20 protein-coding genes, 1 tRNA gene, 1 pseudogene and 1 riboswitch are annotated in these 26,993 nt (G+C 69.0%); of the genes and pseudogenes, 13 read left to right on the top strand and 9 right to left on the bottom strand.

All coding sequences use genetic code 11. The features are described 5' to 3' along the window. Nucleotides 1-83: 83 nt before the first annotated feature. From glmM to serA, 5 genes are all read left to right on the top strand, one after another. Complete coding sequence (gene glmM, locus ABB55_RS07875; RefSeq protein WP_054358318.1) at nucleotides 84-1,430, top strand: phosphoglucosamine mutase; 1,347 nt, start codon at nucleotides 84-86, stop codon at nucleotides 1,428-1,430. A 214-nt stretch (nucleotides 1,431-1,644) separates the two neighbouring features. Then, nucleotides 1,645-2,394 carry an outer membrane protein gene (locus ABB55_RS07870; RefSeq protein ID WP_054358317.1) on the top strand — a complete coding sequence of 250 codons (750 nt, stop codon included), beginning with the start codon at nucleotides 1,645-1,647 and terminating at the stop codon, nucleotides 2,392-2,394. A gap of 180 nt (nucleotides 2,395-2,574) precedes the next feature. Next, nucleotides 2,575-3,438 (top strand): outer membrane protein, encoded by an 864-nt coding sequence (locus ABB55_RS07865; protein ID WP_054358316.1) that lies wholly within the window; start codon nucleotides 2,575-2,577, stop codon nucleotides 3,436-3,438. 230 nt (nucleotides 3,439-3,668) lie between these two features. Further along, a complete protein-coding gene (locus ABB55_RS07860; RefSeq protein ID WP_054358315.1) occupies nucleotides 3,669-4,847 on the top strand; it encodes a phosphoserine transaminase in 1,179 nt (392 codons plus the stop codon). Nucleotides 4,848-5,071: 224 nt separating this feature from the next. Then, complete coding sequence (serA, locus tag ABB55_RS07855; RefSeq protein WP_054358314.1) at nucleotides 5,072-6,658, top strand: phosphoglycerate dehydrogenase; 1,587 nt, start codon at nucleotides 5,072-5,074, stop codon at nucleotides 6,656-6,658. A gap of 45 nt (nucleotides 6,659-6,703) precedes the next feature. Here the strand turns inward: serA and ABB55_RS07850 are convergent, their stop codons facing one another. Beyond that, entirely contained in the window at nucleotides 6,704-7,603 is a 900-nt protein-coding gene (locus tag ABB55_RS07850; RefSeq protein WP_054358313.1) for a DMT family transporter, read from the bottom strand. Nucleotides 7,604-7,731: 128 nt separating this feature from the next. Then, nucleotides 7,732-8,670: a GGDEF domain-containing response regulator gene (locus ABB55_RS07845; protein WP_054358312.1), complete on the bottom strand. Its 939-nt coding sequence runs from the start codon at nucleotides 8,668-8,670 to the stop codon at nucleotides 7,732-7,734. A 386-nt stretch (nucleotides 8,671-9,056) separates the two neighbouring features. Between ABB55_RS07845 and ABB55_RS07840 the strand changes: the two genes are divergently transcribed. The 4 genes from ABB55_RS07840 to ABB55_RS07825 all read left to right on the top strand — a co-directional run bounded on the left by ABB55_RS07840 (nucleotide 9,057) and on the right by ABB55_RS07825 (nucleotide 15,112). After that, complete coding sequence (locus ABB55_RS07840) at nucleotides 9,057-10,349, top strand: adenylosuccinate synthase (RefSeq protein WP_054358311.1); 1,293 nt, start codon at nucleotides 9,057-9,059, stop codon at nucleotides 10,347-10,349. A gap of 222 nt (nucleotides 10,350-10,571) precedes the next feature. Further along, nucleotides 10,572-12,749 (top strand): hypothetical protein, encoded by a 2,178-nt coding sequence (locus tag ABB55_RS07835; protein WP_054358310.1) that lies wholly within the window; start codon nucleotides 10,572-10,574, stop codon nucleotides 12,747-12,749. 239 nt (nucleotides 12,750-12,988) lie between these two features. Beyond that, a riboswitch (TPP riboswitch) is annotated at nucleotides 12,989-13,095 on the top strand. Nucleotides 13,096-13,142: 47 nt separating this feature from the next. Then, nucleotides 13,143-14,123, top strand: a complete 981-nt coding sequence (locus tag ABB55_RS07830; protein ID WP_244471994.1) for an ABC transporter permease — start codon at nucleotides 13,143-13,145, stop codon at nucleotides 14,121-14,123. 35 nt (nucleotides 14,124-14,158) lie between these two features. Then, nucleotides 14,159-15,112 carry an ABC transporter substrate-binding protein gene (locus tag ABB55_RS07825; protein WP_054358309.1) on the top strand — a complete coding sequence of 318 codons (954 nt, stop codon included), beginning with the start codon at nucleotides 14,159-14,161 and terminating at the stop codon, nucleotides 15,110-15,112. Between the two features lie 47 nt (nucleotides 15,113-15,159). On the opposite strand, the gene lysA is transcribed toward ABB55_RS07825, so the two are convergent. Next, nucleotides 15,160-16,476, bottom strand: a complete 1,317-nt coding sequence (lysA, locus tag ABB55_RS07820) for a diaminopimelate decarboxylase (protein ID WP_054358308.1) — start codon at nucleotides 16,474-16,476, stop codon at nucleotides 15,160-15,162. Between the two features lie 195 nt (nucleotides 16,477-16,671). Between lysA and ABB55_RS07815 the strand changes: the two genes are divergently transcribed. Beyond that, complete coding sequence (locus ABB55_RS07815) at nucleotides 16,672-17,235, top strand: hypothetical protein (protein ID WP_054358307.1); 564 nt, start codon at nucleotides 16,672-16,674, stop codon at nucleotides 17,233-17,235. Between the two features lie 269 nt (nucleotides 17,236-17,504). On the opposite strand, the gene rpoH is transcribed toward ABB55_RS07815, so the two are convergent. Together rpoH and ABB55_RS07805 are read right to left on the bottom strand one after the other, a co-directional pair. Next, nucleotides 17,505-18,389, bottom strand: a complete 885-nt coding sequence (gene rpoH / locus ABB55_RS07810) for an RNA polymerase sigma factor RpoH (RefSeq protein WP_054358306.1) — start codon at nucleotides 18,387-18,389, stop codon at nucleotides 17,505-17,507. Between the two features lie 283 nt (nucleotides 18,390-18,672). Continuing rightward, on the bottom strand, nucleotides 18,673-19,671 hold the full coding sequence (locus tag ABB55_RS07805) for an RluA family pseudouridine synthase (RefSeq protein WP_054361906.1): 999 nt from the start codon (nucleotides 19,669-19,671) through the stop codon (nucleotides 18,673-18,675). A 616-nt stretch (nucleotides 19,672-20,287) separates the two neighbouring features. Between ABB55_RS07805 and ABB55_RS29615 the strand changes: the two genes are divergently transcribed. Both ABB55_RS29615 and ABB55_RS07795 read left to right on the top strand, forming a co-directional pair. Next, entirely contained in the window at nucleotides 20,288-20,656 is a 369-nt protein-coding gene (locus ABB55_RS29615) for a hypothetical protein (protein WP_054358305.1), read from the top strand. 473 nt (nucleotides 20,657-21,129) lie between these two features. Next, nucleotides 21,130-21,205, top strand: a tRNA-Glu gene (locus ABB55_RS07795). A 239-nt stretch (nucleotides 21,206-21,444) separates the two neighbouring features. Here ABB55_RS07795 and ABB55_RS07790 read toward each other — a convergent pair. Both ABB55_RS07790 and urtA read right to left on the bottom strand, forming a co-directional pair. Then, nucleotides 21,445-21,756 carry a 2Fe-2S iron-sulfur cluster-binding protein gene (locus ABB55_RS07790; RefSeq protein ID WP_054361905.1) on the bottom strand — a complete coding sequence of 104 codons (312 nt, stop codon included), beginning with the start codon at nucleotides 21,754-21,756 and terminating at the stop codon, nucleotides 21,445-21,447. A 226-nt stretch (nucleotides 21,757-21,982) separates the two neighbouring features. Further along, nucleotides 21,983-23,206 carry an urea ABC transporter substrate-binding protein gene (gene urtA / locus ABB55_RS07785; RefSeq protein WP_054358304.1) on the bottom strand — a complete coding sequence of 408 codons (1,224 nt, stop codon included), beginning with the start codon at nucleotides 23,204-23,206 and terminating at the stop codon, nucleotides 21,983-21,985. 351 nt (nucleotides 23,207-23,557) lie between these two features. Between urtA and pdxR the strand changes: the two genes are divergently transcribed. Beyond that, nucleotides 23,558-26,242 (top strand): MocR-like pyridoxine biosynthesis transcription factor PdxR, encoded by a 2,685-nt coding sequence (gene pdxR / locus ABB55_RS07780; protein WP_160321191.1) that lies wholly within the window; start codon nucleotides 23,558-23,560, stop codon nucleotides 26,240-26,242. 158 nt (nucleotides 26,243-26,400) lie between these two features. Here the strand turns inward: pdxR and ABB55_RS30845 are convergent. Next, nucleotides 26,401-26,583: pseudogene (locus ABB55_RS30845) on the bottom strand (IS256 family transposase); the annotation flags it as partial. 1 nt (nucleotide 26,584) lies between these two features. Beyond that, the gene (locus ABB55_RS07775; RefSeq protein WP_152981966.1) at nucleotides 26,585-26,986 is read right to left on the bottom strand and encodes a hypothetical protein; all 402 of its coding nucleotides are present in this window, start codon (nucleotides 26,984-26,986) and stop codon (nucleotides 26,585-26,587) included. Between the last annotated feature and the right edge of the window lie 7 nt (nucleotides 26,987-26,993).

Here is a 26,993-nt window from a genome sequence, read left to right as displayed (position 1 = left end):
CGAAGCGGTCGACAACGCCGCGGCCCGGTCGAGGGCCACGTCGCCGACAGGGCGGGCCACGGCTAACGAAGAGCGACGCGATCATGACGAAAAAATACTTCGGCACCGACGGCATCCGGGGGACCGCCAACCGCTGGCCGATCACGCCGGAGGTCGCCATGAAGGTGGCGATGAGCGTCGGCATCGCGTTCCGGCGCGGCGGGCACCGCCATCGGGTCGTGATCGGCAAGGACACCCGGCTGTCCGGCTACATGATCGAGACCGCCATGGTGGCCGGCTTCACGGCCGTCGGCGTCGACGTGTTCATGACCGGGCCGATCCCGACGCCAGCGGTCGCCATGCTGACGCGCTCGCTGCGCTGCGATTTCGGCGTGATGATCTCGGCCTCGCACAATCCCTTCGCCGACAACGGCATCAAGCTGTTCGGACCGGACGGCTACAAGCTCTCCGACGAGATCGAGGCCGAGATCGAACGGATGATCGATGTCGATCTCAGCGACCGTCTGGCCGGCTCGTTCGATCTCGGCCGCGCCAAGCGCATCGACGGCGTCGCCGACCGCTATATCGAATTCGCCAAGCGCACCCTGCCGCGCAACATGTCGCTCGACGGGCTTCGGGTGGTGATCGATTGCGGCAACGGCGCCGCCTACAAGGTCGCCCCCGAGGCGCTGTGGGAACTCGGGGCCGACGTGGTCCGCCTCGGCGTCGAGCCGGACGGGCTCAACATCAACCGCGACTGCGGCTCGACCGCGCCCGACCTGTGCGCCCGCAAGGTGCACGAGACCCGCGCCGATATCGGCATCTGCCTGGATGGCGACGCCGACCGGGTGATCGTGATCGACGAAAAGGGCAGGGTGGTCGACGGCGACCAGCTGATGGCGGTCGTCGCCGGCTCCTTCCATGACGACGGGCGTCTGTCGCAGCCCGGCATCGTCGCCACCGTGATGTCCAATCTCGGTCTCGAACGGCATCTCGCCGGGCTCGGTCTGATGCTGGAACGCACCAAGGTCGGCGACCGCTACGTGGTCGAGTGCATGCGCGAGCGCGGCTACAATGTCGGCGGCGAGCAGTCCGGCCATATCGTCCTGTCCGACTATACCACCACCGGCGACGGCCTGGTCGCGGCGCTGCAGGTGATGGCGGTGGTCAAGCGGCTCGGCAAGCCGGTCTCCGAGGTCTGCCACCGCTTCGATCCGGTGCCGCAGTTCCTGAAGAACATCCGCATCCGGGGCGGCCGTCCGCTCGAGGACGACAAGGTCAAGGCGACCATCGCCGACGCCCTGAAGCGGCTCGGCAACCAGGGCCGCCTGGTGATCCGTCCGTCCGGCACCGAACCCCTCATCCGGGTCATGGGCGAGGGCGACGACGAGGTCCTGGTGCGGGGCATCGTCGACGATCTGGTCGACGTGATCGGCCGCGCCGCGGCCTGACCGGACATTCGGAACCGTAAAATTCCGGTGCAGGCGCGCCGACCGGCGCGCCGATACAGCCGTCGCGCCGGTCTTTCCTCCGGAAAGACTTTGTTAAGGTTACGAATCGTGGTTAAGCGTTAAGGTTAAACCTGCTTTAACGTTTACCAAGCATGATCCTTCCCAGTCGACGAGGCTGCCCACCGAAGAGGGCGCCCGATCAGGGGACCGGACCATGCGTCAGTATGCTCGTATCGCCGCCGTCATCGCGCTCGGTCTCGTGGCCCAGCCGGTCGTCGCTGCCGATTACGGCTACCAGCCGACCATCAACGCCCCCTCGATGATCCCGCCGGAAGAGATCGGCACCGGCTGGTATCTGCGCGGCGACGTGGCCGTGAACCGGACAACGCGGATCGACGCCAACTGGCGCGACGATCGCTTCACCACCATGAAGGCGGCCGATTCGCGCGTCTTCGGCGGCGGCATCGGCTACAAATACAATGGCTGGCTGCGCGGCGATCTGACCGCCGATCATCTGGACCCGTTCACCGTCCGCGGCCGTGCCAAGTGCCGCAATGCCGGCTGCCTGCCGGGCGACGTGTCGTCCGAGCAGACGACCATGAACGCCTGGCTGATGATGGCCAACGGCTATCTCGACTTCGGCAACTGGGCCGGCATCACGCCCTATGTCGGCGGCGGCGTCGGCATGGCCTACATCTCGACCGGCAAGCATCTCAGCTACAACCCGGGCGACAAGATCGCCGACGACAGCTTCGGGGCGAGCCAGCGCTGGTCGCTCGCCGCCTCGGCCATGGCCGGCGCCAGCTACGATCTCGGCAACGGCTTCCAGCTCGACGCCGGCTACAAATATCTCTGGATCGACAAGGCGGAGACCGGAACATCCGGCAACGTCAAGGGTCAGGTCCAGTATCGCGACATCACCAGTCACCAGGTTCGCGTCGGCCTCCGGTATTTCGTCTATTGACCATAGTCGATGGCGGCGGATCGGATGCCCTGTCAGCGAAATAATTGTATCCAGTTGACGAAATCAAGGACATAAGACTGTCCATTAGGCTTCGATTAACCAGGGTATTGCACAATGCATCGAGTGTATAGTGCCTCAGGATCATCGGGCCGAGGCTCAGAGCCATCGAGGGTTGGGATCATGTCCAGGTTCGTTTGCGCAATTCTGGCGGGGGCGGCGATAGCCGGGGCGATCACGCAGGCCGCCGCCGCCGACCTCACCGTGCCCTATGTCGCGCCGATCATCGAACAGATCGCGGTGCCGGGCGGCTGGTATCTGCGCGGCGACATCGGCATCGGGATCGAGCGCGGCCGGTTCAAGGAGAACGAGTTCGACAAGCCGCCGGCGGGCTATCGCGGGCGCTGGATCCGCCAGTCGATCGACGACGGCGCCTCGTTCGGCATCGGCATCGGCTATCAGTTCAATCCGTGGCTGCGCGGCGATCTGACCGCCGAGTACCGCACCGCGGTGACCGTGCGCGGCATCGGACAGCAGACCGGATCGTTCAACAACATCAACGGCACGGCCTATGCGAACATGAGCGGCTCGCTCAGTTCGACCGTCATCCTCGCCAATGCCTATGCGGATCTCGGCACCTACTGGGGCATCACGCCCTATGTCGGCGGCGGTCTCGGCATGGCCTACAACCGGATGACCGGCTTCACGCAGACCAACACGATTCCGAGCCCGAACGGTCCGGTTCCGGTGCTCGCCAAGTATAACGATGCCGGCACGGCCTCGTTCGCCTGGGCGCTGCATGCCGGCGCCAGCTACGACATTTCGGATCGCCTGAAGCTCGATCTCAGCTACCGCTATCTCGATTTCGGCTCCGCCTCGACGGGCGCGCTCTACGGCCTCGACAATGCCGGCGGCAAGCCGAAATTCGGCGACAAGTACCGCTCGACGGATCTGTCCTCGAACGACTTCCGGCTCGGCTTCCGCTACCTGCTCGGCGGGCCGACGGCGGCAGCGCCGATGCCGATGCCGGTCATCGCCAAGAACTGAGCGATTTCAATCTGGTGTGACGCGAGGCGCGGGCCGGTCCCGCGCCTCGTCGCGTTCGTGCGGCCGGTGGCGACCCGGCCGCCGCGCCGTCGTCGTGAGGGCCGCCGCGACATCGGACCAATCGTCGACCCCGGTAAACTTCGGAGATTGCATTCCCGTCCCGCCTCCTGTACTGCGGACGGCGGGAGACCCCTCCCCACCGAGGGGCGCCCATCTGAGAGGATGGATACATGACCGCGATACTGCGTCCGGGCGCCAAGCCCGCGAACCCCCATTTTTCGTCCGGCCCCTGTGCCAAGCGTCCCGGCTGGTCCGTGGCCGCTCTGACCGACGCGCTCGTCGGTCGCTCGCACCGCTCCAAGCCGGGCAAGGCCAAGCTCCAGCAGGCCATCGACCTCACCCGCGAAGTGCTCGGCGTTCCGGCCGACTACAAGATCGGCATCGTCCCGGCGTCCGACACCGGCGCCGTCGAGATGGCCATGTGGTCGATGCTCGGCGCGCGCGGCGTCGACATGATCGCCTGGGAGAGCTTCGGCGAGGGCTGGATCACCGACGTTCAGAAGCAGCTGAAGCTCGCCGACGCGCGCATCTTCACGGCGCCTTACGGCGAACTGCCCGATCTCGCCGCCGTCGACACGAAGACCCGCGACGTGGTCTTCACCTGGAACGGCACCACCTCCGGCGTGCGCGTCGCCAATGCCGACTGGATCGCCGCCGACCGCGAGGGCGTGGTGATCTGCGACGCCACCTCGGCCGCCTTCGCGCAGGATCTCGACTGGGCCAAGCTCGATGTCGTCACCTTCTCCTGGCAGAAGGTGCTCGGCGGCGAGGCGGCCCACGGCATGATCGTGCTGTCGCCGCGCGCCGTCGCCCGGCTGGAAAGCTACAAGCCGGCCTGGCCGCTGCCGAAGATCTTCCGCATGACCAAGGGCGGCAAGCTGATCGACGGCATCTTCATCGGCGAGACCATCAACACCCCGTCCATGCTGGCGGTCGAGGACTATCTCGACGCGCTTCTGTGGGCGAAGTCGGTCGGCAGCCTGAAGGGCCTGATCGCCCGGGCCGACGCCAATGCGGCCGTGATCGCCGACTGGGTCGCCGGATCGTCCTGGGCCGCCCATCTCGCCAAGGTGCCGGAGACCCGCTCGAACACCTCCGTCTGCCTGGTCATCGCCGATCCGGACGTGACCGCACGCGGTCCCGACGCGGTGGCGGCGGTCGCCAAGCAGATCGTCTCGATGCTCGAGAAGGAGAAGGTCGGCTTCGACTTCGGCGCCTATCGCGACGCCCCCGCCGGCCTGCGCATCTGGTGCGGCGCGACCGTCGAGGCGGCCGACCTCAAGGCCTTCACCGCATGGCTCGACTGGGCCTTCGCGGAAGCCAAGGCGGCGCTCACCAAGGCGGCCTGACGACCGTTCCGGTCCGTGGGCCGGCCGATCGCGCCGGCCCCAAAGTCCAAAATTCCTTCTTCCAAGACGGCCAAGCGCCGTCGCCGCTGTTCGGCCCGGGACCCGCCCGAGCCTTCGCCGGCTGCATCGGGTGGAGCGATGCGCCTGCGAACGCTTGAGACGCGACCCCCCTGACGGACGATGCGGACGGCGGCCCGCCCCCATCCCGCTTCGAGGACTGCCCCATGGCCCCCCGCGTTCTGATCTCCGATTCGCTGTCGCCCACCGCCGTCCAGATCTTCAAGGACCGCGGCCTGGAGGTCGACTACCAGCCCAATCTCGGCAAGGACAAGGACAAGCTCGCCGAGATCATCGGCAACTATGACGGCCTCGCCATCCGCTCGGCCACCAAGGTGACCGCCAAGCTCCTGGAGAAGGCGCCCCGCCTGAAGGTGGTCGGCCGCGCCGGCATCGGCGTCGACAATGTCGACATCCCGGCCGCCACCGCCCGCGGCGTGATCGTCATGAACACGCCCTTCGGCAACTCGATCACCACCGCCGAGCATGCCGTCGCGCTGATGTTCGCCACCGCCCGCGACATTCCCGCCGCCGACGCCTCGACCCAGGCCGGCAAGTGGGAGAAGAACCGCTTCATGGGCGTCGAGATCACCGGCAAGACGCTCGGCATCATCGGCTGCGGCAATATCGGCTCGATCGTCGCCGACCGCGGCATCGGCCTGCGGATGCGCGTCATCGCCTTCGATCCCTTCCTGACGCCTGAGCGGGCGATGGAACTGGGCGTCGAGAAGGTCGATCTCGACGAACTGCTGCGCCGCGCCGACTTCATCACCCTGCACACGCCGCTGACCGACAAGACCCGCAACATCCTGTCGGCCGAGAACATCGCCAAGACCCGCAAGGGCGTGCGCATCATCAACTGCGCCCGCGGCGGCCTGGTCGACGAGGCGGCCCTGCGTGCCGCACTCGACAGCGGCCATGTCGCCGGCGCGGGCTTCGACGTGTTCGTCGAGGAGCCGGCCACCGCCAATCCGCTGTTCGGCCACCCGAACGTGGTCTGCACGCCGCATCTCGGCGCCTCCACCACCGAAGCCCAGGAGAACGTCGCCCTCCAGGTCGCCGAGCAGATGTCGGACTACCTGACCAAGGGCGCCGTGCAGAACGCCCTCAACATGCCGTCGATCTCGGCCGAGGAGGCGCCCAAGCTGACGCCCTTCGTCAAGCTCGCCGAACTGCTCGGCTCCTTCGCCGGCCAGCTGACCGAGACCGGCCTCGTCGGCGTGCGCCTCGAATATGAGGGCGAGGTCGCCAAGATGAACACCCGCGCGCTGACCGCCGCGGCGCTGGCCGGCCTGATGAAGCCGCTGATGGACAGCGTCAACATGGTCTCCGCACCGGCCGTCGCCAAGGATCGCGGCATCGCCGTCGAGGAGGTCCGCCGCGACGACCAGCGCACCTTCGACAGCCTGCTGCGCCTGACCATCAAGACCGAGCGCCAGGAGCGTGCGGTCGCCGGCACCGTCTTCTCCGACGGCAAGCCGCGCATCGTCGAGATCAAGGGCATTCAGATGGATGCCGAGTTCCAGCCCTCGATGCTCTACGTCACCAACAAGGACAAGCCGGGCTTCATCGGCAATCTCGGCACGGTGCTCGGCAAGGCCGAGATCAACATCGCGACCTTCGCGGTCGGCCGCACCGCGCCGGGCGAGGATGCCATCGCGCTGATCGGCGTCGACGGCGTTCCGGGAGACGACGTGATCGCGGCGGTCGGCAAGCTGCCGAACGTGCTCCAGGTCAAGCCGCTGCGCTTCTGATCCTCGGCACCATCTTCGAACCGCCAACGCGGCGCGGATTTCCGGTCAGGTCGACCGGAACCGCGCCGCGATCGCTTTCAGGAGCCGGCCGTCGATGGTCAGGAGCCCGAGGGCGATCAGCCCCATGCCGGCGAAATGCTGCGGCGCCAGCCGTTCGCCGAGCACGAGCCAGCCGAGCAGGATCGCGCTCGGTGGGATCAGCAGCGTGACCAGCATCGCCGAGGTCGCGCCGGCAATGACGACGATCCGGAAGAAGATCAGATAGGCGAGCGCCGTCGACAGGACGGCCAGCGCGGCGACGCAGACAAGCGCGGTGGTGCCCGGCATCGGCAGCGTCCAGGGCTGGTCGGCGAAGAGCGACAAGGGCAGCAGGATCACGGTCGAGGCGGTCAACTGGCCGGTCGCCGTCTCCAGCGGCGGGCTGCCGCGGAAGCGCCGGCTCCAGACGCTCGAGAAACCGTAGCTGACCGCGGCGCCCAGGCAGGCGAGCTCGGCCAGGAATTCGGTCCCGGCAAAGTCGATCTTGCCCGGCCCGACCAGCACGGCGACGCCCAGGATGCCGACCAGGACGCCGGCGAACTTGGCGGGCGTCGCCTTCTCGTCGGTCATCCAGTGGGTCAGCAGCACCGCGAAGATGGGCGTGGTGGCGTTGAGGATCGAGGCGAGACCCGCCGCAATGGTCTTCTGACCCCAGACGATCAGGACGAAGGGGATGACGTTGTTGAGGAGCCCCATCCCGACATAGTCGAACAGGCGGCGGCGATCGAAGGCGAGGCGCCCGCCGGTCGCCGAGAGAATCGCCAGCAGCACCAGGGCGGCCAGCCCGACCCGGGCGAGCACCAGCGTGGTCGGCGGGATTTCGCCGACGGCGAGACGGTTGAACAGGAAGGTTCCGCCCCAAAGGACGGACAGGGTCACGAGAAGGCCCCAGGCGCGCAGCGGCATCGGTTCGGTCCGGTTGATGGCGGGTGCGGACCTGATAGGCCGATCCGGCGGTGCCGGCGACCCGAAAACACCGCGCCATGGGCCGGGCGAGCGCCGATGCCGGAGATGCACGATCCCCGTGCCGGCCGTCAGGCCAGGACGGTGACCTCGGTCTTGATCATCGGAGCGGTCACCTGCGGCAGGGGGACGACCTGCTCGCCGTCCGCGGCGACGATCCGATTGCGGCCCGCGCGCTTGGCCATGTAGAGCGCCGCATCGGCACGGCGGAGCGCCGTATCGACGGTTTCGTCGGGTTGCAGGATCGCGGTGCCGACCGAAATCGTGACCGGGATGGCCGACAGACTGGTCTGAACCGGGGTGTCGCCGACCGCACGGCGCAGGCCGTCGGCGATCTCCCAGATCCGCGACGGCCGGCCTTCGCGCACGACCAGGGCATATTCCTCGCCGCCGATCCGCCCGACCACGGCATCGGCCAGATTGATCCGCTCGGCCACGGCCGCAATCACCTGATCGCCGGCATCGTGGCCATGCGTGTCGTTGATGCGCTTGAACCAGTCGATATCGGCGATCAGGACGGCGACCGGCTGATCGCCGCGCCGCTCGGCAAGCGTCTCCGCGCTTTCGAAGAAGGCGCGGCGGTTGAGCAGGCCCGTCAGGGTATCGCGCGTCGCCAGGCGCACCAATTGGCGCTGCGTCATCGCGAAGCGTTCGGCCGCGCGCAGGCGCGCGAACAGCTCTTCCGGGTTGGGCGGCTTGCCGATGAAATCGTCCGCGCCGCTGTCGAGCGCCTCGGCGAGACGCTCGTGGGCGGCGAGCGACGACATGGCCAGGATGTAGAGCTGCTGCTCGCGCTTGGTCATCACCCGGCATTCCCAGCACAGTTCGAAACCGGACATGCCGGACAGTTCGAGGCTGGTGATCAGCACGTCGACCGAGGGATCCTCGACCAGCTTGGCGAGGGCCTCCTCGCCGGTGGTGAAGCCGAAGGCGACGTGACCGTGGTCGGTCAGGAGCTTGATCATGATCTTCAGGACGACGCGGCTGGCGTCTGCGACAACGATGCGCATGCGCTTCCCTCCCGCAGGAGCCCGAAAGCCCCGCCCGCGGCCGCCGGTCCGCGCCGACGCCATTCTTTCGGAACCCTACTGGCGAACCGATAATGAAGTTTTACGGCGAACGCTGCGTCAGCTTCGGAAACGTGCATTCGTGTGCCGCACCGCATGCCTCCGGCGCGCATCGGGGTCGCGCCGCTGCCACAATGGGTCTATAGTCCGCCACCGTCGCTCCGTCCGGGGCGGCTGGATACCGCGCCGGGGACGGGTGACGTTCCCCATTCAGAGCTGCGCGGTTCCGGGGCGTTCACGCCAATGGTCGCGATTGGAGCCCGGCACCTTCCGGCAAGGGAGGCGGCGATGGTTCATGCGATTGGAGCACGGGGGCAGGGAAGCGCAGGATGGCCAATGTAGTCGTGGTTGGGTCGCAGTGGGGTGACGAAGGCAAGGGTAAGATCGTCGATTGGCTGAGCGAACGCGCCGATGTGGTCGTCCGCTTCCAGGGCGGTCACAATGCCGGCCACACCCTGGTGATCGACGGGACGTCCTACAAGCTCTCGCTGCTGCCCTCCGGCGTGGTGCGGTCGGGCAAGCTCGCGGTGATCGGCAACGGCGTGGTGCTCGATCCGCATGCGCTTCTGTCCGAGATCGAGAAGCTGCGCGGCCAGGGCGTCGTCGTCGGGCCGGACAATCTGCGCATCGCCGAGAACACGACGCTGATTCTCTCGCTGCATCGCGAACTGGATCAGAAGCGCGAAAGCTCGAATCCCGGCAACCGGATCGGCACGACCGGCCGCGGCATCGGCCCGGCCTATGAGGACAAGGTCGGCCGGCGGGCGATCCGCCTGACCGATCTCGCCGACCTGCCCAGCCTGCCGGGCAAGATCGACCGCCTGCTGACGCACCACAACGCGCTGCGTCGCGGCCTCGGCCAGCCCGAGATCGCCGCCGAGACTTTGATCGAAGAACTGTCTTCGGTCGCCGACAAGGTGCTGCCCTTCATGGATACGGTCTGGCGGCTGCTCGATCAGCGCCGCCGCGCGGGCGACCGCATTCTGTTCGAGGGCGCCCAGGGGGCTCTGCTCGACATCGACCACGGCACCTATCCGTTCGTGACCTCGTCCAATACCGTGGCGGGCCAGGCCTCGACCGGCTCGGGCCTCGGACCGGGCGCGGTCGGTTACGTGCTCGGCATCACCAAGGCCTATACGACCCGCGTCGGAGAGGGACCGTTCCCGACCGAGCAGACCGGCGAGGTTGGCGAGTTCCTCGGCACGCGCGGGCACGAGTTCGGCACCGTGACCGGGCGCAAGCGGCGCTGCGGCTGGTTCGATGCGGTGCTGGTCCGGCAGACCATCCAGGTTTCGGGCATTCGCGGCATCGCGCTGACCAAGCTCGACGTGCTCGATGGCCTTCAAGAGATCAAGATTTGCGTGAAGTATCGTCTCGACGGCCAGGAGATCGACTATCTCCCGGCCGGTCAGGCGGCGCAGATGCGGGTCGAGCCGATCTACGAGACGCTCGAAGGATGGGGCGAGTCGACGCGCGGCGCGCGCAGTTGGGCCGATCTGCCGGCTCAGGCCGTCAAGTATGTGCGTTATATCGAGGAACTGATCGGGGCGCCGGTCGCAATGTTGTCGACGAGCCCCGAACGGGAGGATACCATTCTTGTCCAGGACCCGTTCCAGGACTGACGCAGTGGGGAACAGCTGGAGGTTGACCGAAAGATCGGCATCCGAAGGCTGGCGGCGCGGCTTTCTGGACGACCTTCGGGCGGCGCGCGGGCGTCTCCCGCGGGGACTGGAGAGGCGGGCGGGTGATTCGGGCGTTGACGCGCCTGGATGCGGGACGAATGGTCAGGTCCGGTATCGGTCGCGGCGGCTCAATCCGCGTGGCCGGTGCCTCAGAGGCTGGTGATGGCGGATTATCATGCGATCCTCAAACGGGCGATCGGTGCCCTCCCGGAACCGACCGGCGAGGCGCGCCGCGCGGTCTATGAGAAGGCTCGCGCGGCGCTCGTCACGCAGCTGAAGTCCTTCGATCCGCCGCTCAGCGCCTCCGAAATCACCCAACAGCGTCTGCAGCTTGAGGATGCCATCCGCCGTGTCGAGGGCGAGGCCGCCAAGGGCATTCTGGCGCAATCGCTGAATCGTGCCGTGACCGGGGCGACGGCACCGACCGGCCTGACATCGAGTCGACCGGCGCCGCCGACCGCGCGTCCGGCAGCACCGACCCCGCGCCCGGCTGCGCCGACCGCCCGCACGCTCGCCGGTCCGACGGAGGGCCGCGACCGTCAGGCGCCGGAACCGCGGCCCGAAACGCGCCCGGAACCGCCTGCCGCGCCGACCACCGCGACGCCGGCGCGACCCGCGCCGCCGCGTCCGCCGGTGCCCGGTCCGATCGCGGCCCGACCGGCACCGACGCCCCCGACCAGCAGCGCTCCCGCCCGGACCGCTACCACCGCGCCCGGCCCCTCGGCTGCACCGGCGACCGGCGCGCCGACGCCGGCTGCGACCGCGCCGACGGCCGGCCCCGCCGTGCGTCCGTCCCGCCCGACCATCACCCGCACGCCCGAACCGGTCGGTCGCGGGTCCATGGCGGAGCCGATCGAGACAACGAGACCGGCGCCGACCGGGTTCACGCGAGCGCCGAGCCGGGCTGCATCCGTTGAAACCGAGCCGACCTCGTCGCGCTCGCGGTTCGATGCGGCCGTCGTGCCGCCGCCGCCGCCCGCGGACCTGCACGAGGACGACCGCCCGGCGCCAACACCGCCGACCGGTGGCATCGAGCGGAAGCGTTTGAGCCTCAAGGAGATCGCACGTCCCGTCGTGTCGATCCCGGCACGAACCGCGCCACCCGCTGCCCCGCCGCCCCCGCCGGAGGAGCACGAGGCGGCGATCACCGATGCCGACATGGTCGGCTATGCGGTCGACGGCGCGGCGTCACCCGCCGCCCCGGCGCCGGACCCCGATCCCGTCGAGCCCGACTATCCCGAGGAAGCCGCGGCGCCGGCCGTGCCTGAGGTGACCCCCGAGCCGGCCCCGACGGGCCGGACGAAGGGCCGCAAGGGCCGCCGTGCCGATCCCGACCCGCTGCTTGAGCCGGAAAAGCCGAAACGGATGCCGCTGATCGTCGGCCTGTCGGTCGCCGCTCTGGTGGTTGCGGTCGGCACCGTGGCGCTGTGGACCAAGCGCGATCAGGTCGCGGCCTATTTCGGAACGGAGCGGTTGTCCGGCGGTACCGGCCAGCGTCCGTCCAGCGAGAAGACGCTGACCCCGAAGGTGACCGATCGTCTGGCCCCGGAGGACGGCACCAATCCGGGCCGCACGGCCGCCAATGCCCAGAACGGCGTCAAGGTCGTCACCACCCAGCCGATCACCGCGACGCCGTCGGTCCAGTCGACGACGGGCGCCACCGGACAGCCGGCCGGCGCGGGCCAGCCGGCGGCCGGCGGAAGCGATGCCGGCGGACGCCAGACGGTTGCGGCTGCGCCGAGCGGCGGCACGGCCGTCGTCCCCGGCGGCGGCGCGGCGAACGTTCCGCCGATCGCCCAGAAGGCGCAGCTCCTGGAGGAGGGGGCCGGCGGTTCGACCCAGAACCAGATCAGTTCCGGCCGGGTGATCTGGCAGACGGTGCGCGAGAGCCCCGGCGCCGGCAAGCCCGCGGTCACGATGATCAAGGCGCGGGTCGAAGTGCCGGATCGCGGCCTGGTTCTGAACCTGTCGATTCAGCCCAACTCGGACAATTCGTTTCCGGCCAGCCATCTGATCGAGCTGAAATTCGAGGTGCCGGCGGATTTCGACAACAAGGGCGTCTCCAACGTCCCCGGCCTGATCCTGAAGCAGACCGAGACGGCGCGCGGCGATCCGCTGGTCGGGGCGGCGGCGCGCATCTCGGCCGGGTTCTTCTGGATCGCGCTGTCGGCGCCGGAGGCGGAGAAGCAGCGCAATCTGGGCCTGCTCAAGGAGCGCGGCTGGATCGATATCCCGATCCTGTTCGACAACGGCAAGCGCGGCATCCTGACCTTGGAAAAGAGCGGCGCCGGAGACCGGGTCGTGGCCGATGCCCTCACCGCCTGGGCGCAGGGCGGCTAATCCGCCACGGCATGTTTCCGTTGCCAGCCGGAGCCGGTCCTTTTCGGTCAGATCGTTTCGATCTGACCGGGACAGGCTCTGGACAGTACCGTCCGCGACCGTTCGCCCGCACTGATGGGCGGCGTCGGCGGACGGTTTTCGCCGCTCGCCAAGTCTTCAGCCGGCGTCGGCCGAAAGCGCCGTTCCGACAGTCGGTCGCGCGACGGGGCTTGTCCCCGGGGCGATTCCGGGTCATGGTATGCCAGTCCGAGGGGTGCTCCTGTGGGAGCTGAGATGGCGCTGCGGCGTCGGACCCTTTGAACCTGATCCGGGTCATGCCGGCGAAGGGACGGGATCAACCGGCTTTCGCAGACAAGAATCTCCCGGATCTCCCGCGTCAGGAGCAGGAGATCCATGGTTGTTTTCATCGCAGAGCGGCCGCCCGCCGCTCCGGGCTTCACGACCGAACCGGCCCGCCCGGTCGCCGAGACGCCGCTTGCCATCGCGAGCCTGGCGGCTGCGAGCCCCGCCGCCGCTGCGATGCCCGCCGCCGCGATCCCCTCCGCCGGCCCCCCCGTCGCGCTACCTGCCGGCCCGGCCGCATCACTCAACCCGCCGCCATCCCGGCCGCGCCGGGCGTCGGGGCGGCGCTTCGTGCTCGATCTCGCGCTCGTGCTGGTCGCCCTGGTGGCGGTCTGGTGGAGCGTGGTGCTGGTGCTGGCGCCCGAGCCCTTCCTGCTGCCGGGCCCGGACCGGGTCGTCCTGGCACTGATCCGGCGCTGGGGCGATTTGTGGCCGAACGCCCTGGTCACGCTGACCGAGATCCTGATCGGCCTCGTCACCGGCATCGTCGCCGGCGTCGCCACGGCGCTGTTCATGGGCTATGTGCCGGCGGCCAGCCGCGTGGTGACGCCCTTCGTGGTCGTGCTGCAGTCGATGCCGGTCTTCGCCATCGCGCCGGTGCTGGTCTTGTGGTTCGGCTTCGGCCTCGCCTCCAAGATCGTGATGGCGACGGTGATCATCTTCTTCCCCGTCGCCTCGGCCTTCCATGACGGCATCGAGCGGACCGACCCGGGCCTACTCGATCTCGCCCGTCTCTACGGCGCCGGCCGGGCCCGCACGCTGGCCCTGATCCAGGTCCCGGCCGCGCTGCCGGCGCTGGTCACCGGCCTGCGCATGGCCGCCGCTGTCGCGCCGATCGGCGCGATCGTCGGCGAATGGGTCGGCGCCTCGTCGGGCCTCGGCCTGATCATGATGCATGCCAATGCCCGCATGCAGACCGACGTGATGTTCGCCGCGCTCGCACTGGTCGTCGCCATGGCGGTGATCCTGCGCCTGGCGGCCGATCTCCTTGCCGACCGTCTCCTGCCCTGGCTGGACGAGACGGACCGCTGATCCTCCCGCTCTCTCCCGAACGGAGTCTCCCAACGATGCCCCGCATTCTCGCGTCGCTCGCCCTGGCCGCCGCGCTCGGCCTTGCCGCCCTGCCGGCCGCCGCCGCCGACAAGCTCTCGGTGGCGCTCGACTGGTTCGTCAATCCCGACCACGCCCCGCTGGTCGTCGCCCGCGACAAGGGCTTCTTCGCCAAGGCCGGGCTGGATGTGGAGCTGATCGCGCCGGCCGATCCGGCCGCCCCGCCGCGCCTGGTCGCCGCCGGCCAGGCCGATATCGCCATCTCGTACCAGCCGAGCCTGCACATGGCGGTGGCCGAGAACCTGCCGCTGGTGCGCTTCGGCACGCTGGTCGAGACCCCGCTCAACACGGTCATCGTGCTGGCCGACGGGCCGGTGAAGACGCTGAAGGACCTGAAGGGCCGCAAGGTCGGCTATTCGGTCTCCGGCTTCGAGGATGCCGTGCTCGGAGCCATGCTGGAGAGCGTCGGCCTGTCGCTCAAGGATGTCGAACTGATCAACGTCAACTTCGCCCTGACGGCGGCACTCAGCGCCGGCCAGGTCGATGCCGTGGTCGGCGGCTACCGCAATTTCGAGCTGACCGAACTGGATCTGGCCGGCAAGAAGGGCCGCGCCTTCTTCCCCGAGGAGGCCGGCGTGCCGCCCTATGACGAGCTGATCTACGTCGCCCGCCGCGACCGGGCCGCCGATCCGAAGCTCGGCCGTTTTGTCGAGGCCGTCGAGGCGGCGACGCTGTGGCTGACCAACAATCCGGACGAGGCCTGGGCGGTGTTCCGCAAGGCCGACCCGAAGCTCGACGACGACCTGAACCGGCGCGCCTTCTTCGACACGCTGGCCCGTTTCGCCAAGCGCCCGGCCGCGCTCGACGCCAACCGCTACACCCGCTTCGCCGCCTTCCTGAAGGCCAAGAAGCTGATCGACACCATCCCGCCGCTCGACAGCTACGCGGTCGTGCCGAAAATGCCGAACTGACGACGCGGAGCGCGGGGAGGGGCGGGGCGTAATGCCGCCCCCCGCGGTCAGGCCGACGCGTCCGGGGTCTTCGGGGCGGCGATGAAATCCGGCACGCTGTCCCAGCCGATCTGCTCGGCGATTTCGACCCGGCGGCGGACCACGGCGAAGCGGTCGCCGTCGACCATCACCTCCGGGATCAGCGCGCGGCCGTTATAGGTCGACGACATGGTCGCCCCATAAGCGCCGGCGGTTGCCAGCACGACCAGATCGCCGGCCGCGAGCGGGGCGAGCTTCAGCCGCCGCGCGAAGGTGTCGGAGGATTCGCAGATCGGACCGACCACGTCATATTCGACCGGCACGGCGCCGGCCGCCGGCGCGCGCACCGGTACGATGTCGTGATGGGCCTCGTACATGGCCGGCCGGACCAGGTCGTTCATGGCCGCGTCGAGCACGGCGAACTGCATGTGGCCGGCATCCTTGACGAAGGCGACGCGGCTGACCAGCACGCCGGCATCGGCGACCAGCGAGCGGCCGGGCTCGACGGCGAGCGCATAGCCCTTGCCGGCGACGGTCTCGCGGATCGCCCCGGCCAGGTCGGCGAAGGAGAATTCCAGCTCGTTCTCGTAGGGAATACCGAAGCCGCCGCCGAGATCGAGCCGGGTCAGCGGCACGCCGCGCGCCTTCAGCGTGTCGGCGGCGGCCAGCAGCGTCCGGTAGGCGGCGAGGAACGGGCCGGCGGACATGATCTGCGAGCCGATATGGATCGCCAGCCCGACCACGCGGACATGCGCGAGCGCCTTCAACTCGTTGTCGAGCCGGGCCAGCCGGTCGACATCGATGCCGAACTTGTTGTCCTTCTTGCCGGTCGTGATCTTGGCATGGGTCTCGGCATCGACATCCGGGTTGATGCGCAGGGCGACCTCGGCGACGATCCCGCGCGCGGCCGCGAGCGTCTCGACCAGATGCAGTTCCTCGAAGGATTCCACGTTGATCTGGTGGATGCCGGCGGCGAGCGCCGCATCGATCTCGCCGGCCGTCTTGCCGACGCCGGAGAAGACCACATGGCCGGGCGGAATGCCGGCGGCCAGCGCCCGGGCCAGTTCGCCGCCCGACACGATGTCGGCACCGATGCCCTCGGCGGCGAAGAGCGCCAGCACCGCCTGATTGCCGTTGGCCTTCATGGCGAAATGGATGTCGACGCCGAGCGGGCCGAGCGCCGCCTTGAGCGCGCGGGCGCGCTCGCGCAGCCGGCCGGCCGAATAGCAATAGAAGGGCGTGCCGACCGCTTCCGCGATCCGGGCGAGGGCGACACCTTCGACGCAGAGTTCGCCGTCCCGATAGGCGAAGGCGGAGGCGGGCAGGCGGCGGGTGGCGTCGGGCATGGAGGTCTCGCAAACGGCAGGGAGGCGCATTCATAGCGGCGACCGGCCGTCACCGGAAGCCCGCTTGGCCGCCTTCCGCTCTGCACCGGCGCGGGTTTCGGTCGGCCGGATCGGCAGCTGTCCCAATTTGGCATCGTCTGTGCATTGACCTGTCCATCCCCGCCCGACGGACGGGCAGCGAGAAGGCGAAACATCATGGCAGACACGATCGTCAGCGGGTCGGTCCGGCGCACAGTGGCGGATTTGCTGAGCCGCAAGAGCACCAAGAGCGCGGGAAGCAACGAAGCCGGCGTCGATGCCTCGACGCTCGGGGCGAAGTCGGCCCGGCAATTCGTGCCGACCGGCAGTTCGGGCACCAGCAACGCGCTCGGTGCGCTCCTCAGCGCCGCCGAACAGCGCACCAAGTCGACCAGCGGGACCGATACGGCCGACAGCGCCACGGACACGGCCCGCAAGAGCCTGAAGAGCTACATCTCCGAACTTGCCGCGGCGACCGCGACCTCGACGACCGACGAGACGCAGAAGTCGGATGAGATCCTGCAGAAGCTGCAGGCCTTTTTCGATGCCGCCGTGTCGGGCGAGAAGCCGGACGGCAACCTCTTCAAGCTCCTCGGCAAATACACCAAGGCGGTATCCGACGAGGCCGGCGCGGCCTTGACCGGCACCACCAACGCGGCGGCCGATGCGGCCGGCGCCTATCTCTCGGCCTCCAAGGCCTCGAAATCCGCGCTCGGGGCCACGCTCGGCGTGACGGCCTGACCGGCTGGCGCCAAACCTAGTGGTTTGATCGAGACGGATGGTACCCATCCGTCTCGTGAATCCAAACCACTAACTCTTTGACCACTAGGGGCGCTCGTCCACGCCAGGCCGCCGCGCAGGGATCGGCAGGTCGTGTGCCGAACCGGCGCCGGTGGCGAAGCCCGGATCCGGCGTCGCGTCCGGCAATCTTGCGGCAACGGCAGGCGACAAGAAAAAGGGGCCGGATCCGATCCGGATCCAGCCCCGATCGACACCGATCGCCGGTCGCGTCAGCGGGCCATCATGCTCACTGCGCCGGCCTTGACGGCCTCCTGGACCTTTTCGAAGGCCCGCACTTCGATCTGCCGGACGCGTTCGCGGCTGACGCCGAACTCCGTCGACAGATCCTCGAGCGTGACCGGATCCTCGGCCAGACGGCGCGCCTCGAAGATGCGCCGCTCGCGATCGTTCAGGACCGAAAGCGCGTTCTTCAGAAGCGATTTGCGGCTGTCGAGCTCCTGATCCTCGGCCATCCGGGTCTCGGCATTGGCGCTCTCGTCGACGAGCCAGTCCTGCCACTCGGAGGCGTCCTCGTCGGCGCGCAGCGGCGCGTTCAGCGAGGCGTCGCCGCCGAGACGGCGGTTCATCGAGATGACCTCCTCCTCGGAGACGCCGAGCTTGACGGCGATATGGGTCACCTGCTCGGGCTTCAGGTCGCCTTCCTCAAGCGCCTGGATCTGGCCCTTGATCTTGCGCAGGTTGAAGAACAGCCGCTTCTGGTTTGCGGTCGTGCCCATCTTCACGAGCGACCACGAGCGCAGGATATACTCTTGAATGGCGGCCTTGATCCACCACATGGCGTAGGTGGCGAGGCGGAAGCCCTTCTCGGGCTCGAACCGCTTCACCGCCTGCATGAGGCCGACATTGCCCTCCGAGATGACCTCGGAGATCGGCAGGCCGTAGCCGCGGTAGCCCATCGCGATCTTCGCCACCAGGCGCAGATGCGACGTGACCAGCCGTTCGGCCGCGGACGGATCGGCATGTTCGTGATAGCGCTTGGCGAGCATGTACTCTTCCTGCGGTTCCAGCATCGGGAACCGCCGGATCTCGTTGAGGTAGCGCGAGAGGCCACCTTCGAGAGCGGCAAGCGGTGCAAGGGACTGCGTGCGGGCCATGGAAGCGCCCTTTCCTCCGTTGGATGCCGGACCGAGACGTGTCGGAGGGAACCCCCGCACAGGCATCTTCGTTCCAGCCGCCGGGTTCGCCCGGCGCGACACCCGATCCCCGACCATCGGCGGATCAGGCCGACGCCCTCATCGGCGCGTCATGAGTGAGTATACGTGGCTTTGCGGCGAGAAGGCGACTCGCTTCGGGTCACGGATCGTCACATTGTTTTGAATTATTGAACTAAGGTGCCGCGGCCGGGATTCAAGGGGTGGGGGGCGCAAAATCGCGCGCTCAGCCGATGCTGCGCAGCGCCTCGATCAGGCTCGCCATGTCGGCGGGCGGGTCGCTCTCGAAGCGCCGCGTGCGGCCGGTTTTCGGGTGTTCGAAGGCCAGCAGGCGCGCGTGGAGCGCCTGTCGGCCGAGGGCCTCGAGGGCTGCGGCGGCCTGTGGCGCCAACCGGTGCAGTTTCTCCACCTTGGTCCGGAAGCCGGTGCCGTAGGTCGGATCGCCGAGCAGCGGATGGCCGAGGCGGGTCATGTGCACGCGGATTTGATGGGTCCGCCCGGTCTCAAGCCGGCATTCGACCAGGCTCGCGACCGGATCCTGCGCCGGCCCGTAGGTCTCCAGCACCTCGTAGTGGGTGATCGCCTCGCGACCATGGGCGCCATGGACCACCGCCATGGTCTCGCGGTCGCGCGGGTTGCGCCCGATCGGCAGGTCGACGGTGCCCGAACGCTGGCGCGGCACGCCCCAGACCACCGCCAGATAGGCGCGCTCCAGCGGTCCGGTCCGGCCGTGATCGGCGAACTGCGCGGCCAGGCTGCGATGCGCGCGGTCGGTCTTGGCGACCACCATCAGGCCGGAGGTCTCCTTGTCCAGCCGGTGCACGATGCCGGGCCGCGCCACGCCGCCGATCCCGGACAGCGAGGCGCCGCAATGGGCGATCAGCGCGTTGACCAGCGTGCCGGAGGCATGACCGGCGGCCGGATGCACGACCAGCCCGGCCGGCTTGTCGAGCACCACCACCTCGGCATCCTCGTGGACGATGGCGAGCGGGATCGGCTCCGGGCCCGGCGCGGCCGGAGCGGTCGCCGGCAGGTCGATCGCGACGGCTGCGCCGGCCGCGATCTTGGCGGACGGGTCGGTCACGGTCCGGCCGCCGACCGCGACGCGGCCATCCAGGACCAGGGCCTTGATGCGGCTGCGCGACAGGTCGTCGCCGGCGAGGCGCCGGGCCAGCGCGGCGTCGAGCCGTTCGGTCGCGGCGTCGGCTTCGATGACCAGTTCGATCCGCCGCGCGCTCCCTGGCGTCACGGCCGGATCGCCGACCGCAAGGGCTTCGTCGTCTTCGTCGATCGTGTCGCCGCCGGCCGGCAGGACGGGCTCCCGCGGGCCCGCTGCAGCCCCGCTCGCCCCAGGGCCGGGCGTGAAGGAGGCGGCTGCCACACCCGCCGGCGCCCCGGGGACCGGCGACGCCGCTGCGTCGGCTTTCGTCGCGGGCAGCCGGGACTTCGGACGGGCTGCTACGGCTCCGGGCGCCACGATGCCGGGCGCGAAGGAGGTCACGGTCGCCCCCGCCGGCCCACCGGGGACCGGCGACGCCGCCGCGTCGGCCTTCGTCGCTGTCATCGGAGATTGTCGACTGGCCGCTGCGGCCCCGGTCCGTTCAGGGCTGGGCGGGCCGGATGCTGCGGCCGCACCCGCAGGCGCCCCGGGGCTCTGCCGGTGCGTATCGGCCGCCGTGGCGGCGTCGATCTCTTGCCGCGCGCCGGCGTCATCGGCCTCGACGCGGTCGGCCGGGCCGGGTAGGGAAGGGGGGCGTTGCGCGTCCGTCTTGCCGGTCGCCAGCCGGCGGCCGCCATCCGGTGCCGTTGCCCTCGTGCCCGAGTTCCGTCGCGAAGACGCCATGACCCATCCCATTCTCGACGACGACGACAAGGACCCGCCGCTCGATCCGGCGCAGCTGCGCCTGCAGGCGAAGTTCCGCAAGCTCCTGGCGGTCGGCTACGCGACGCTGGCGCTCGGCATCGTGGCGGTGTTCGCCGCCGTGCTGTACCGCTCGACATACAAGACCGCCGCCCCGCCGTCGACCGCGTTCGAGCGTCCGCTCGACGCCGCGCTGCCGTTGCCCGAAGGCGCCCGCGTCACCGGGACCACCCTCGACGGCGACCGCCTCGCCGTGACGCTCGAAACCCCGACCGGCGCCGCCATCCTGGTCGTCGACCTCGCCACCCTGAAGCCGATCCGCCGCCTGGACCTGCCCCGCCCGCGCTGAGCCGGCGAAGCCGGACGGGCAGGGCGCGCGGCTCCGGGCGGCTGGACCCGCCACCCGGATCTGCACGGCAGGCGCTAAGCCGGCGAAGCCGGACGGGCAGGGTTTGCGGTTCCCGGCGGCTGGACCCGCCGCCCGGATCTGCACGGCAGGCGCTGAGCCGGCGAAGCCGAAAGGGCAGGGTGTGCGGTCCCGAGCAGCTGGACCCGCCGCCCGGATCTGTACGGCAGGCGCTAAGCCGGCGAAGCCGAAAAGGCAGGGTGTGCGGTTCCGAGCAGCTGGACCCGCCGCCTGGATCTGTACGGCAGGCGCTGAGCCGGCGAAGCCGGTTGGGGCCGGCGAAGCCGGTTGGAGCCCGCCCGCCGTATTTTCGCCCGGCCGCCGGGACAATCGCACCCGGCCCACGCTTTCCACTTGCCAGCCGCCCCGCGGCTGGCTATACCGACCCCCGTCCAGGCGGCCTTGCCGCCGCAGCTGCTCCCATCGTCTAGTGGCCCAGGACGTCGCCCTCTCACGGCGAAAACAGGGGTTCGAGTCCCCTTGGGAGCGCCACTTTCGCCAAATTGCCGTTGATCTTGCTCGGCTTTTAGTCGCTCGTCCCAAACCCGTGCGCGGATTGCGGCGAACAGTGGCGGTCGGCGGCGCGTCGGACCGTGCATCACGGACTTGGATTCGAAGGCTGGGTCTCGACAAGCGCGCTTCCGCGCTGTCCGCTCTGTCCCGGCGTTGGCTGAACGAGCCGGGAGGGTATTCCGGCAGGTCTGCGGTTCTCCTCTGCAGACCTTTCCGTTTCACCCCTGCTCGGCCGGAATGGCGAGGGTCACCTCCGTGTCGGCATCGAGGCGGATTTGGCACGAGAGGCGGCTGTTCGGGCGTCTTTCGCCGGTCAGAGCGTCGAGCATTGCGCATTCTGCCGCGCTCGGCTCGCCGCAATCGCCTGACAGGCGATAGACATGGCAGGTGCCGCAGGCCAGCGAGCCGCCGCATTCGGCGTCGATGCCCGGAACGGACTGGGTGACGGCTGCCAGCATGGCGGTCGAGCCGGCTTCGGCCTGAACGGTGACGACCCTTCCGTCCGCCAGAATGAAAGTCACGTTCGGCATGGCAGCAGGCTCCGAAGGGGCGCGGGCCGCGCCGGCGCGGCCGCGGGCGGCATCGATCGTGAGTGCGAGGGCGGGGCGGCATGCGGCCGGCGGCCGGGCTTCGGTGGGGGGAAGCACCCGCCCGCCGCCGACCGGCGGCGAATGCTCCTGACGCATCGCTGCGTCGGCGTCGTTCCTGGCAGCGGGCCGTGGGGCCGGCCGCCAGGAACGGCATTGCCCGATCCCGTCACTGGCGGTTGGCATTTTCCGGCAGGTGCGGGCTCCAGGGCTTCGGCGCGATGGGCGCGCTGCGGAAGACGATGTCGAACTGCCCCTTGGCGTTGACCTCGCCGATCAGCACCGGCTTGGTCACGTGATGGTTGGCGTTCATGGTGACCGTGTTGCCGCCCGGCGAGACGACGCTTTCGCCGACGATGGCCTTGCTGACGGCCGCAACATCCGTCGAACCGGACTTCTTCACCGCCTGGGCCCAGAGGTTGAACAGGATATAGGCCGATTCGACCGGATCGTTGGTGACCTGCCTCGGATCCTTCTTGTAGGCCCGCCACCGGGCGATGAACTCCTTGTTCTGCGTCGTGTCGATCGATTGGAAATAGCTCCAGGCGGCGAGGTGGCCGACCAGTTGCGACGTATCCAGGCCTTTCAGCTCCTCCTCGCCGACCGAGAAGGCGATGACCGGAATGTCGGTCGCCTTGACGCCCTGGTTGGACAGTTCCTTGTAGAACGGCACGTTGGCATCGCCGTTGACGGTCGAGATGACCGCGGTCTTCTTGCCAGAGGATCCGAACTTGCGGATGGCGGCAACCTCCGTCTGCCAGTCGGAGAAGCCGAACGGCGTATAGTTCTCGCGGATGTCCTCGTCGGCGACCCCCTTGGACTTGAGGAAGGCGCGGATGATCTTGTTGGACGTGCGCGGATAGACGTAGTCGGTGCCTTCGAGAATGAAGCGGGTGTGGCTGCCGCCGTCCTTGGACATGAGGTATTCGACCGCCGGGATCGCCTTGTTGTCCGGCACGGACGAGCCGTAGAAGATGTTCTTCGACGTTTCCTCGCCCTCATATTCGAGCGGATAGAAGAGCAGCCCGTTCAGCTCTTCGAACACCGGCAGTACGGACTTGCGGCTGACCGAGGTCCAGCATCCGAAGACGGCGACCACCTTCTGCCGCTCGACCAGGTCGCGCGCCTTCTCGGCGAAGAGAGGCCAGTTGGAGGCCGGATCGACCACGATCGGCTCGATCTTCTTGCCGAGAAGGCCGCCCTTGGCGTTGATCTCCTCGACCTGCCAAAGGATCAGATCCTTGAGGATCGTCTCCGAGATCGCCATCGTCCCGGAGAGCGAATGGAGGACGCCGATCTTGATCGTCTCCTCGGCGAGGGCGGGACCGGACAGGGTCGTCGCCAGGGTCAGCGCGGCAAGGCTCTTGCCGAAAGTGCGGCGTGTCAGGGTCATATCTCACTCCTTCTGACCATCACCGAGGCCTCGGCCATCCATGACGGCCGCCCGGCTCCCGGTTGCCTGAACGATGGGCGGGAAGTGCCCGTCGCATCAGAGCCGACCGCGGAGGATCGCAGGCGTCCAGATCGGACCCGGCGTCGTGGGCCCGGGGACGCCGTCCTTGGCTAAGGCTTGGTCATATCGCTCGCCGGCAATACGGATTTGGCGCGTCAAGCGGCAGCCGCGGCGGCACAGGGCGGGTCATGGTGCCAGTCGCCGACAAAGCATGGGTGCCAACGGACCGCCCCCTGGACCGGCCGCGGGCAAACTGGTCCCATGGCGGCCATCACCCACCGGATCATGGCCATGGAGCGACGTCCCATTCCCGCGCCGTCCGCCGCCGAGGGCCTGCGGGGATATGCGGCCCAGGTGACGGTCCTGCTCGATCGGACGGTCGCGGAAACGCTCGCGCTGCAGATCGTCGCGCAGATCAGAACCGGTATCCAGGACGGCCGCATCGCCGTCGGCTCGCGCCTGCCCTCGTCCCGGCGCCTTGCCGATCAGCTGCAGGTCGCCCGCAACACGGTGGTGCGTGCCTACGAGCAGTTGCACGACGACGGCCTGGTCAGCATCCGGCCGGCCGCCGGGATCTTCGTTCTCGCCCCCCAGGCGAGAGCCGTCCTGTCGCCGGCCCTTCCGGCGACGAGGATCGAAACGCCCATGGTGGAGCGGGTGCGGCCGCGGGTGCCGCAGCGGGTGCAGCGGCTGAGCGACGCCCAGAGCAGCCGGCTCAGCTTCGATTTCTATCCCGGCCGGCTGGCCGAGGCCCTGTTCCCGGTCAAGACCTGGCGGCGGCTGATGCAGAGTGCCGTCTCCGGCGGGCTTCGGCGGGGCATGACGCGCTATGGCGATCCGGCGGGCCTGTCCGCCTTGCGTGCGGCGATCGCCAACCATCTCGGCGCCTGGCGCGGCATCGCGACCGATCCGGGCCAGGTGGTGATCGTCTCCGGCGCCCAGGAGGGGCTCTCCATCGCGGCCCGGCTCTTCATCGCGCCCGAAACGCCGGTCGTGGTGGAAAATCCCTGCTACCAGGGGGCCACCTTCGCGTTCGAGGCGGCGGGCGCGGTGGTGCATCGCGTGCCGGTCGACGAGGACGGACTGATCACGGCCCGCTTGCCCGACGTCGGGGCCGCGCTCGCCTATGTCACGCCGGGCCATCAGTTTCCGACCGGCGCCACGCTCTCCATGGCACGCCGTGAGAGCCTCATCGCCTGGGCGCGCCGGCGGGGCACCTACATCGTCGAGGACGATTACGACAGCGACTTTCAGTATGACGGGTCACCGCTGCCGCCCATCGCCGCGATGGCGCCGGACTGCACCATCCATATCGGCACCTTTTCGAAATCGCTCGGTCCGGGTCTGCGGCTCGGCTACCTGGTGGTGCCGCCGGCCTTGGCGGATGCGGCCGTGGCCGTGAAGGGGCTCCTCGACAACGGCAACAGCTGGTTCGACCAGCATGTCCTGGCGGAGTTCATCCGCTCGGGCAGTTTCGTCTCGCATCTGCTGCGGGCCCGCGGGCACTATCGCGAGGCGCGCGACACGACCGTCGCGGCGCTGCGGCGCCATTTTGGCGATGTCGACCTGGCCGGAACCGGCGCGGGCTTGCACATCTGCTGGCAGCTGCCGCCCGGCGTGCCCCCTGCGGCGACCCTCGAAGCCATGGCGCGCAAGGCGCGGCTCGGCGTCTATTCGCTGGCATCGGCCGGCGCCTACGATGGGCTCGACACCGCGCTGGCTCGCCGGGGGATCATCCTCGGCTATGCGGCGATGGCACCCCGGCAGATCGAGCAGGGCATCGCCCGCCTGTCCGACCTGGTCGACGACAAGCTCGACGGCAGCCCGGGCTTTCTGTCGGAACTGCTGGTCTCCGAGCCCCTGTCCCAGGTTCCCCGCAGCGAACCGGCCCCCCGCAATCGCCACAAGCCGGCCCTACGCGCCGCCCCGCCGGCTCGGGCAGTGTCGGCCCCGAACGCGCTGTCCGAGGATCCCATGCAGATCGTCCGTGGTATTTATCGCTATCCCATCAAGGGCATGAGCGCCCAACCGGTGAACGGCATCATGCTCGAGGCGGGCAGGCCCTTTCCGTTCGACCGCATCTTCGCGCTGGCCCGGCCGAATGTCCCGATCGATCGCTACGATCCGAAATGGGCCAAGAAGGGCCTGTTCGTCATGCTGATGATCGACGAGGCCCTGGCCGAAGTGCGCACCGAGTTGGACCCGGACAGTCTGGTGTTCCGCGCGTGGTCGCAGCGCGAGGCCGTGTTCTGCGCCGATCTGCGGACTGACGAGGGACGCCGCGACCTCGAACGCTTCGTCCGGGGCCTCGTGCCGACGCTGGGCGACGCGCCGCATCTGGTGCAGAGCCGGCAGGGCCATTTCATGGACAAGCCCGACAACGTGATCTCCCTGATCAATCTGGCGACGCTGCGTCAGCTGGAGGAGCTTTGGGGCCGGCCGCTCGACCCCTTGCGCTTCCGTGCCAATTTCTATGTGGACGGCCTCCGTCCCTGGCAGGAATTCGACCTGGTCGGCAGCGACATCCGCCTCGGCGATGCCGTGTTCCGTGTCGACCGGCGCAACGGGCGATGCGGCGCCACCAATGTCAACCCGCAGACGGGCAAGCGCGACATGGACATTCCCGGCGCCCTGCGCGCCCGGTTCGGCCACAAGGATCTCGGCGTCTATCTGGTGACCCAGAGGGGCGGCAAGGTGGTGGTGGGCGATCCGCTCGCAGTGCCCGGCCCGGGTGGCAGCGCCGCTCCGGCCGAAGCCGCCGCCGTCCTCACGCCCGGTCCCGCACCCGCGGGACGCTTCATCTGCCGCGGCTGCTACTATATCCACGACGGAGTTGCGGGCGCCGGCGTCCCCTTTGCGGAGCTCGACGCCGCATGGCGCTGCCCGGATTGCGGCAGTGAGAAGAGCGCGTTCCGGCCTTATGTCCCCGCCGGCTTCGAGCCCGAAGGGACGGGCTCCAGCCGCCGCCGCGGTTGAGACCCCCGGCGCATCCGTTGGGGGGGCCGGCTCATCGGCCCAACTTCCGGACCCGCCTCCATGGCCTCGAGGGACGATCGCGAAGGGACCATCGCGATCGTATTCCCGGGCGTGGTGGCGGTGGCGCGGGCCGCGCTGTTCGGCGCGGGCCTTGCTGATCAGGATGCCGCGGCAGGCATGCCGATGAGGGCATCATTGCCGGGCGGGGCGACGGCTTCCAGCGTCATGGACCGGGCGCGCTGGGCCGCCCAATCATCATTCGGCTCCCGCAACAATGCGCCGACGCGGCGGACGATGGCGTCTTCGTTGGGGAAGATGCCGGGCGCGACCTCGGTGCGGCGGTCAGCGCGACATGCAGGGATTGGTGGCCCGATACTCGATCACGCGGGTGAGGAGGCGATCACTCTGGGCGGCGCGGATGCCCATCATGGTGATCTTCATCTCTTCGAAGAAGCGATGGAATGGTAGGATTGCTTGTTCGAGGCGGCGTTGCGGCAGACCGTTGCAGCCCGTGACCATGGCGGTGACCAGCACGGTGGCCGGCTCGCAACTGGTCTTCACGAGCGCCGCGTAGCGCTGATCGAGGCACTGCACATATGCATCCATTGCGGCCTCGGCCTCGTCCGCACGGGCTGAGACAGTGCCGACCGATACCAGCAAAGCCGCGGCGGCCAGGCATCGGGCGGTTGTCCGCCACGACTTCGTGGGGCCGGCCCATCGATCATCGGACACGGAGCGACGCATCTCGGGC

The sequence above is a fragment of the Prosthecodimorpha hirschii genome (genome assembly GCF_001305515.1).
GTDB classification, from domain to species: domain Bacteria; phylum Pseudomonadota; class Alphaproteobacteria; order Rhizobiales; family Ancalomicrobiaceae; genus Prosthecodimorpha; species Prosthecodimorpha hirschii.
Note: the sequence above shows the minus strand (reverse complement) of the source record. Positions and strands in the feature narration are given on the sequence as shown.